At 36.7% G+C, this 7,625-nt stretch carries 10 protein-coding genes; 6 read left to right on the top strand and 4 right to left on the bottom strand.

Annotated elements, in window-relative coordinates; genetic code table 11:
* Window positions 1-200: 200 nt before the first annotated feature.
* The 4 genes from JKP34_RS10830 to JKP34_RS10815 are packed head-to-tail and all read left to right on the top strand — an operon-like array spanning window position 201 to window position 2,912.
* A complete protein-coding gene (locus tag JKP34_RS10830) occupies window positions 201-1,328 on the top strand; it encodes an MBL fold metallo-hydrolase (RefSeq protein WP_201920955.1) in 1,128 nt (375 codons plus the stop codon).
* Window positions 1,329-1,368: 40 nt separating this feature from the next.
* Window positions 1,369-2,085 carry a pseudouridine synthase gene (locus tag JKP34_RS10825; protein WP_201920954.1) on the top strand — a complete coding sequence of 239 codons (717 nt, stop codon included), beginning with the start codon at window positions 1,369-1,371 and terminating at the stop codon, window positions 2,083-2,085.
* Between the two features lies 1 nt (window position 2,086).
* Window positions 2,087-2,431 (top strand): translation initiation factor, encoded by a 345-nt coding sequence (locus tag JKP34_RS10820; protein ID WP_201920951.1) that lies wholly within the window; start codon window positions 2,087-2,089, stop codon window positions 2,429-2,431.
* Window positions 2,424-2,912, top strand: coding sequence for a DUF2062 domain-containing protein (locus JKP34_RS10815; protein WP_201920948.1), 489 nt, complete (start codon window positions 2,424-2,426; stop codon window positions 2,910-2,912). The genes JKP34_RS10820 and JKP34_RS10815 overlap by 8 nt, the downstream gene beginning before the upstream one ends.
* On the opposite strand, the gene JKP34_RS10810 is transcribed toward JKP34_RS10815, so the two are convergent.
* Together JKP34_RS10810 and JKP34_RS10805 are read right to left on the bottom strand one after the other, a co-directional pair.
* Complete coding sequence (locus tag JKP34_RS10810) at window positions 2,909-4,480, bottom strand: ABC transporter permease/substrate-binding protein (RefSeq protein WP_201920945.1); 1,572 nt, start codon at window positions 4,478-4,480, stop codon at window positions 2,909-2,911. The two genes, JKP34_RS10815 and JKP34_RS10810, sit on opposite strands and share 4 nt — an antisense overlap.
* Window positions 4,473-5,369 carry an ATP-binding cassette domain-containing protein gene (locus tag JKP34_RS10805; RefSeq protein WP_201920941.1) on the bottom strand — a complete coding sequence of 299 codons (897 nt, stop codon included), beginning with the start codon at window positions 5,367-5,369 and terminating at the stop codon, window positions 4,473-4,475. The genes JKP34_RS10810 and JKP34_RS10805 overlap by 8 nt, the downstream gene beginning before the upstream one ends.
* 96 nt (window positions 5,370-5,465) lie before the next feature.
* Between JKP34_RS10805 and JKP34_RS10800 the strand changes: the two genes are divergently transcribed.
* Window positions 5,466-6,089 carry a flavin reductase family protein gene (locus JKP34_RS10800; RefSeq protein WP_201920938.1) on the top strand — a complete coding sequence of 208 codons (624 nt, stop codon included), beginning with the start codon at window positions 5,466-5,468 and terminating at the stop codon, window positions 6,087-6,089.
* A gap of 73 nt (window positions 6,090-6,162) precedes the next feature.
* Complete coding sequence (gene msrB, locus JKP34_RS10795; RefSeq protein WP_201920936.1) at window positions 6,163-6,669, top strand: peptide-methionine (R)-S-oxide reductase MsrB; 507 nt, start codon at window positions 6,163-6,165, stop codon at window positions 6,667-6,669.
* Window positions 6,670-6,708: 39 nt separating this feature from the next.
* Here msrB and JKP34_RS10790 read toward each other — a convergent pair whose 3' ends face one another.
* Window positions 6,709-7,272, bottom strand: coding sequence for a 1-acyl-sn-glycerol-3-phosphate acyltransferase (locus JKP34_RS10790; RefSeq protein WP_201920933.1), 564 nt, complete (start codon window positions 7,270-7,272; stop codon window positions 6,709-6,711).
* A 93-nt stretch (window positions 7,273-7,365) separates the two neighbouring features.
* Entirely contained in the window at window positions 7,366-7,569 is a 204-nt protein-coding gene (locus tag JKP34_RS10785) for a hypothetical protein (protein WP_201920930.1), read from the bottom strand.
* Window positions 7,570-7,625 lie beyond the last annotated feature (56 nt).

Here is a 7,625-nt window from a genome sequence, read left to right as displayed (position 1 = left end):
ATTGTTAGGTTTTGGGTGATACAACTTTTTTCAAGCCACGAAACTAACTACTAATGTATAGATTGCCAATGCCTGTTCAATAAATATTTTTATTGTTCGATGAATATGGACTATTTTTAGATTAGAAATCTGACCTTTTCCGCCTCAACCTCCATTAGTGTTTTAAAACCAATCCACACTTATCCTCGTTATCCCATCCAATGAAATTCGTAAAGAACCTTTTTAAGTGGCTATTCATAATAGCCATCATTTTAATAGCAGGATATTATATGGTTAAATACTTAGTACCCTCAGTGGGTAAAGCTCCCAAACAAGCTAAGATGGAGCAATCTCCTTATTACCAGAATGGTAAATTCCAAAATGTAGTTGAAACCAAAAGTGCTGACTTCAGCCAGATGCCTGGCATTATAAAGGAATATATCAACAGAAAAGCTGAAAGTGCTCCTAGTTCAGACTATGTTTTTCAGGAAACGAATAGTGAATTGCTGAGTAAGGATACAAGTAATACAATTCATTATAATTGGTTAGGACATGCTGCTATCTTGATGGAGAAGAAAGGCAAATACATTTTGCTCGACCCTATGCTCGGCAAACGGGCATCGCCCTTCAGTTTTATGGGGCCAAAACGTTATAGCGCACCACCTATTTCAGCGGAGGATTTACCCGAGCTTGAGGCTGTAATTTATTCACATGATCATTACGACCATTTAGATTATGAAACTATAGTTAAACTAACGGAAAAGACTAAATATTTCTACGTGCCTTTAGGAGTAGCCGCTTCATTGGAATCATGGGGTATTCCAAAGGAAAAAATCAAAGAGTTTAGTTGGTGGGATCAGGCACAACAAGATCATGAAATAACTATTACGGCTACGCCTGCACGCCATTTTAGTGGAAGGCTTTTTAGCCAGAATAATACATTTTGGGCTAGTTGGGTAATCCAGTGGGATAACGAAAAAGTATACTTCGGAGGCGATACTGGTATTTTTGATGGCTTTGCCGAAATAGATCAAAAGCTTGGTCCATTCGATATGGCCCTGCTACCAATAGGTGCCTACAATGAAGCCTGGCACGACATCCATATGGACCCGAAAGAAGCGGTTGAAGCTTATCATCAATTAAGAACAGAAAAGTTTTTTCCTATTCATTGGGGTACTTTTGATTTAGCCCTCCATAGTTGGTATGAGCCTATACAACAATTGGTAGAGATGAGCCAAAATGATCAGTTACCTTTAATTACACTACCACAAGGGGAATGGTTTAGCAAAAATGATCATTCTGAAAATTATTACTGGTGGAAAAAATATTCCAACACATTAAATCAATAGTGTAATACAGGCTTTCAATTTATTTTCAGAGCTTTGTGTTATGGAAACGATTGAGTCTATTGTGTTAGATATCATATACCAGGATGAGCAACTCGTGGCTATTAATAAACCACATGGCTTACTTGTCCATAGGAGTAAAATAGCAGCCGAAGCAGATGTATTTGCTTTGCAATTACTTCGTGATCAACTAGGACAAAAAGTCTATCCTGTTCACAGAATTGATAGAAAAACTTCAGGTATTCTGCTTTTTGCTTTGTCTGAAGAAATGGATAAATCCATGAAACAGCTGTTTGCGGAAAAGCAGGTCGGAAAAACTTATCTCGCCATAGTCAGAGGTTTTACTGAAGATAAAGGAACCATCGATTATGCTTTAAGGAAGGAAAATGGTCAGTTGCAAGAAGCCGTAACGCACTATAGGACATTACAAAGAACTGAAATTGCTGTTCCTTTTGGCAAGCATAATACATCCAGATACTCGCTCTTAGAGGTAAAGCCTGAGACAGGGCGTATGCATCAGATCCGAAAACATATGGCACATATCAACCATCCTATTATTGGTGACCGCCCACATGGTTGCAACAAACAAAATAAGCTATTTAAAGAAAAGTGGCAGATGGATAAAATGATGCTTCATGCGAAGGAATTGAACTTTACCCACCCAACAAGTAACAAAGCGGTAAACATAAAAGCAGATATTTCGTCAGAATTTGAAAGAACTTTAGAATTCCTTTCTTTTGAAAAACTAATAGTAAACTGATATGGGAAAGAATAAGAAAAACAGAGAAGGTATTGTGTATTCCACTAATGATGATTTCGAATACGATTATGAAGAGTCATTCGAAGAGGAGACATTGCCTCCAGCTGAACAAAACCTAAAAGTACAGCTTGATAAAAAGGCTAGAGCCGGTAAAAAAGTTAGCTTAATAACTGGCTTTGTAGGTACTGCTGACGATCTAAAAGATTTAGGCAAACTGCTTAAAAGTAAATGTGGTGTTGGTGGTTCTGCAAAAGATGGGGAAATCTTAATTCAAGGTGACTTTAGAGATAAAATTGTGCAGACGCTTACTAAAGAAGGCTATAAAGCCAAAAAAGTAGGTGGCTAATCTGAGGGAAAAATTTATTTATTATTTAGATAAGTATCGCTTCAAATTAAAGCGATATTGGCATGAAGTATTAACGTCTGACAAATCAGACCATATCATTGCCATTAGTTATGCCATTGGTACTGAAATAGCTATTTTTCCTACTCCCGGCTTTAGCACAGCCATTGGTTTTGCCTTATTGGCCATATTTAAGGAGCTTAATAAAATGGCTGTATTGCTTTCCATGCTAGTTTGGAATGCCTTTACCGTATTGCCTGTATATTGGGCTAGTTTCAAAGTAGGTTCATTTATTTCTTCTTCCATCCCTCCCATAGAAACAGCGTATAAATGGCTCGATACTACCATCTTATATTTCAAGCAATTTGTGATTGGTAATTTAGCTGTGACTATTCCTATTTCAATTATAAGCTATTTTGTTGCCAGAGCTATTCTGCAATGGAGCAGAGAAAGAAGAGCCAGTAAAAAAGCAAAACAACTCTAACGAACTATTTCAGCCAAATCACTTATTTTTTCTACTTCAAGTGCATTGGCCTGCTCCTTTCGCATCAGCATGGCAAAGGTATTATTAAAGCCGAGTGGCCTACTCCATACAAAATCAAATTGTTCTTTTGACTCTTTGATTACATAATAATAAACTTCATCTGGTGATTTGAATAAATCTGACACTTTTTCATCTTCATTTTCTAACATCAGCAGTAATGCCGTTCCTGTATATTCTGGGTAAAGGTCAATCTCGCTATTTTTCATAGCATCCATCAAAAGCTTTGTACCTCCGAAACCCAGCTTCAATTCAACCCTACAGTTAGTTTGATATTCGATTATGTAGCGAAAAAGATGAGCCAAGATGTAGTTCTCTGTAAATGCTTTGCTACCTATGGTAATAGTCACATTCCGTTTTGCTGGCTTTGATAGTTCGTCATTTACAAATTGATTAGATTTTAAATAATCAAAAGCTACTTCTGCAGGCTGCCTGCCCAGTTCATCCACTTCATAATTAAGAGCTGTCATAGTAGAATCATCTATTTGCAGGCTAAGTCGATTTAAAGCCTTTAGAATATCAGGATGTTTGTTGACTATTTCATTTCTTAGCATTGCAGCTGCTTCATAAGGTGGGAAATAGTTTTGATCATCCTTTAATACTTTTAGGTCATAAGCCTTTATTCGCCCATCGGTAGAGAAGCCGCTAATTAAATCAACCTCTTGCTGTTGTAAAGCTTTGTACATCAAACCTATTTCCATCTCTACGTAAGGAATTTCAAAATCATAAGCTTCAAACAAGCCCTTCAAACCATCTTCTCTGTAAATAAACTCTGAAGGAAATCCACCCTTGATATATGGGCCTTCATTGGGCTTCTCTCCCTTGAAAAACTCGTAACCAAGATAAATGAGCAGTAAGGAACCAAAGCTTACCAGTACAATTTTAATGACTTTCAAGCTACTCTTACCAATAAGACCTAAAACAGAATCAAGCATCAGGGCTAATAAAGATGCAGGAATCGCTCCTGCTAAGATCATGTAGCTATTGTTGAGTTGTATGCCTTGCAGGATAAACTTGCCCAATCCACCAGCAGCAATAAAGGCACTTAAAGTTGCAACACCCACATTAATTACGGAGGCTGTTTTTATACCTGCCATGATGTAAGGCAAAGCCAATGGCAATTCTACTTTTAGTAGCAATTGTCTTGACGTTAAACCCATAGCTATGGCAGATTCCTTTACTGACGGTGCTACCTCTGCAATTCCGGTATAGGTATTTCTTACTATAGGCAATAAGGCATATAGAAGTAATGCCACAATTGCTGGAACCACTCCTATCCCGAGTATTGGTAATAAAAAACCCAGTAAAGCCAGACTCGGAATTGTTTGTATGATATTAACAAAGCCTAATATGGTTTTAGACAAGCGCTTAACTTTCGAAACAATTATCCCTAATAAAACACCTAAAAGTGTTGCTATCGCTAATGAAATAAAGGTGAGCTCAATGTGCTCAAGCAGCTGTTTAAGCACCTCATCACGATTTTCCAAAAAAAAGGTAAGAAAATCACTCACGCCATTGCTCCTTATATTGAGCAAAGGCTTTCATCAATATTTGCTCATCTTTATCTTCCACAAATTGTAAAGCTTCAAGTAGCGTTCCTTCTTCTCTTATATTATTAGGTAATTGATGTACATAAGGTTTTAGAGAATGAATTTTACAAGCTGCAAGTGCTGCCTGATATTTATCACCAGCCGTAAAAGCTTTTACTTTATCCGTTTTTGGCTTGAATATCAGTCTTTCGGGCGTATCTATCTGCTGAATTTCACCGTCAGCAATCAGACAAATTTTATCTGCTAGTTCAACAGCTTCCAATAAATCGTGGGTGACCATTACGGTAGTAATTGCTTCCTTTTTTTGAATTTGCCTATAATCCTTTCTTATTTGATTTCTGATGAGTGGATCCAAGGCGCTAAAGGGTTCATCCAGCAGCATAATATCTGGTTCTCCTGCCATTGCTCGTGCCAGCCCCACTCGCTGTGCCTGCCCACCACTTAAGTTTTCAGGGTATTTGTTGGCATGCTCCTCATAATCAAGATCTAACCTTTTCATCCAATGTTTCACCTTAAATTCGATGTCATCTGGCTTCTCTCCTGCGAGCTTAGGCAATAAACCTATATTTTTAAAGACAGAATAATGAGGAAAAAGCCCTACATCCTGAATCACATAACCTATTCTTCTCCTTAGATGAACTAAGTCTAACTGATGAAGTGGCTTATCATGAATCATAACTTCACCTGCACTAGGTTCTTCCATCCCATTAATCATTTTTAACATGGTAGTTTTTCCACTACCGCTAGCCCCCAATAGAACTAAAAACTCCCCCCTATTAACCTTCAAATTCACTTTATTGAGTACACTAGCCCCTTCAAAATTCTTGCTTACCTGGCTGAATTCAATCATGTATTGAATATATAGACTAAAACTTATTTTATAAAATGTAATATCAGTTATAACGATCTATTACAAACAAAAGCTAATTGTCTAAGTTCAGCTAAGATGGAATTAAATCAGTCAGACTTTACTAGATTAGACACGAGATATAGAGCCAATTTTTTTAACACCCTAGCAGGTTTTAAGAGTGCCAATCTGATTGGTACTTATGATGAGAATGATAAGGAAAACCTAGCCGTATTTAATTCAGTAATCCATTTAGGAGCCAATCCAGCTTTAATGGGTTTTATTCTGAGGCCAACTACAGTTGAAAGGCATACCTACGAAAACATTAAAAAAACGGGCTTTTATACCATCAATCATATCCATGAAGCTATCATTGAAAAAGCTCATCACACTTCTGCTAAATACCCATCACAAATTTCTGAATTTGAAGCCTCGGGTTTACACGCTCAAGTTGTGGATGATTTTAAAGCTCCATTTGTTAAAGAGAGTATCATCAAAGTTGGTTTAGAATTCCGAAATGAGTATTTCATTAAAGAAAATGATACAAGATTAATTGTTGGAGAGGTGGTTCATATTAGTATTCCTAAAGAGTTTATAACAGCAGAAGGCTCTATTGATTTACCAAAAGCGCAAACAGTAGCTATCTCTGGTTTAGACAGTTATCTTAAAACTAAGCTCATAAAGAAGTTGTCGTATGCACGACCGAAACCCAACAATAACTAATAATTCACAACTCTTTAATACGAAGTGAGTTTACATTATAGAATCAAAAATTTCTGATATGGGTTTATCAACTATGAAATATCATTTTATTTATATTATTAGTACGTTTATTTTATTCTCAACACAATCTTGTGCACAAAACAAGACTGCCTCTAACGAAGGTCAAAGTGAATCGGATCATAAATTTGAGATTCAGAAAACAACAGCTGAATGGAAGGCACAATTAACACCTGAAGAATTTAAAGTATTACGTGAGGCAGGTACCGAGAGGGCATTTACTGGTAAGTTTAACGATTTTAAGAAAAAGGGAACATTTGTTTGTGCTGGTTGCCAAACTCCATTATTCAGTTCAGAAACAAAGTTTGATAGTGGTACAGGTTGGCCTAGCTTTTATAAGCCAATAAACGATAAAAATGTACTTGAGGTGAAAGATAAATCGTACGGTATGGTAAGAACTGAGGTAGTTTGTGCAGTTTGTGGAGGTCATCAAGGTCATGTTTTTCCTGATGGACCAAAACCTACTGGTTTACGCTACTGTATCAATTCAGTTTCAATGGATTTCGTGCCTGCAGAAGAATAATTGAAAAAAATCTATGAGGGGCATGAATCAATAGACTTTTTACCTCACTCCGTTTTCTGGGAATTTACCATTTAAAGGTCGATAAAAGTCTTTCAATTCTTCGATCTGTTGGTCTATATTGCCATCAGGATAGATCATCTTACCTATACCTGCAATCTTCTCTTTGTAGTCGAGGTAACCACATATGATAGGTACATTTGCGCCTTCTGCGACACGGTAAAAACCTGTTTTCCAATCAGGGTTATAGCTTCTTGTTCCTTCAGGTGTCACCAATACTATCAATTTTTCTCTCTGTTTGAATAAATCAATCATTACAGCTGTCATCGACTTTCTATTTCCAGAAGCATCCTTTTTACTTCTATCAATACCGATAGCACCCATTGGGTTTAAAATTATATTCAAGGGGAATTTGAGTAGTTCTTTTTTAACGGTGTAGCGAACAGGTACTTTTAGGATAAAAAATGCTGCTCTTGCCCAAAAGAAATCCCAGTTTGAGGTATGCGGTGCAGCAATCATTACTGCTTTATCTATTCCTTCGGGAAGTTCACCTTTAACCTTCCAACCAAATAATTTAAAGATTAATTTTGATATGATGTGCCACATAAAAGCATCCTTTTAGAATGCAAAAATGAGACTATTATTTAACTATAGGTAATAAAACTATTATTAATATGTAAGATTTTCACAATCTTAACCTTAGTTGATGAGCTCACTTTCTCTCTTAGGAGCAATTCTTTGCAAGCCTACAAGGCTAGCAGTATTTGGATTGATAGATACTGGTTTGATAGATGCACTCCTTTGTGTATTAGAAGAAGACTGATTAACGAACATCATATCGCTCACCACCAGCGCAGTACCTACAACAAAGAGTAGAGATAATAAAGTAAAAAATCTTTTCATAGCATGTTCGGTTTATGACCAACGCAAACAAGACACATGCCAACAAAAAAAGGTTG

It is taken from the genome of Marivirga atlantica (assembly GCF_016734805.1).
GTDB lineage: Bacteria > Bacteroidota > Bacteroidia > Cytophagales > Cyclobacteriaceae > Marivirga > Marivirga atlantica.
The sequence above is the reverse complement of the archived record's forward strand: the minus strand, read 5'-3'. Positions and strand labels throughout refer to the sequence as shown.

Bases quoted from the DNA above. Each gene is read 5' to 3' on its own strand.
- JKP34_RS10830 (WP_201920955.1), top strand. From the start codon at position 201: ATGAAATTCGTAAAGAACCTTTTTAAGTGGCTATTCATAATAGCCATC.
- JKP34_RS10825 (WP_201920954.1), top strand. From the start codon at position 1,369: ATGGAAACGATTGAGTCTATTGTGTTAGATATCATATACCAGGATGAG.
- JKP34_RS10820 (WP_201920951.1), top strand. From the start codon at position 2,087: ATGGGAAAGAATAAGAAAAACAGAGAAGGTATTGTGTATTCCACTAAT.
- JKP34_RS10805 (WP_201920941.1), bottom strand. From the start codon at position 5,369: ATGATTGAATTCAGCCAGGTAAGCAAGAATTTTGAAGGGGCTAGTGTA.
- JKP34_RS10800 (WP_201920938.1), top strand. From the start codon at position 5,466: ATGGAATTAAATCAGTCAGACTTTACTAGATTAGACACGAGATATAGA.
- msrB (WP_201920936.1), top strand. From the start codon at position 6,163: ATGAAATATCATTTTATTTATATTATTAGTACGTTTATTTTATTCTCA.
- JKP34_RS10790 (WP_201920933.1), bottom strand. From the start codon at position 7,272: ATGTGGCACATCATATCAAAATTAATCTTTAAATTATTTGGTTGGAAG.
- JKP34_RS10785 (WP_201920930.1), bottom strand. From the start codon at position 7,569: ATGAAAAGATTTTTTACTTTATTATCTCTACTCTTTGTTGTAGGTACT.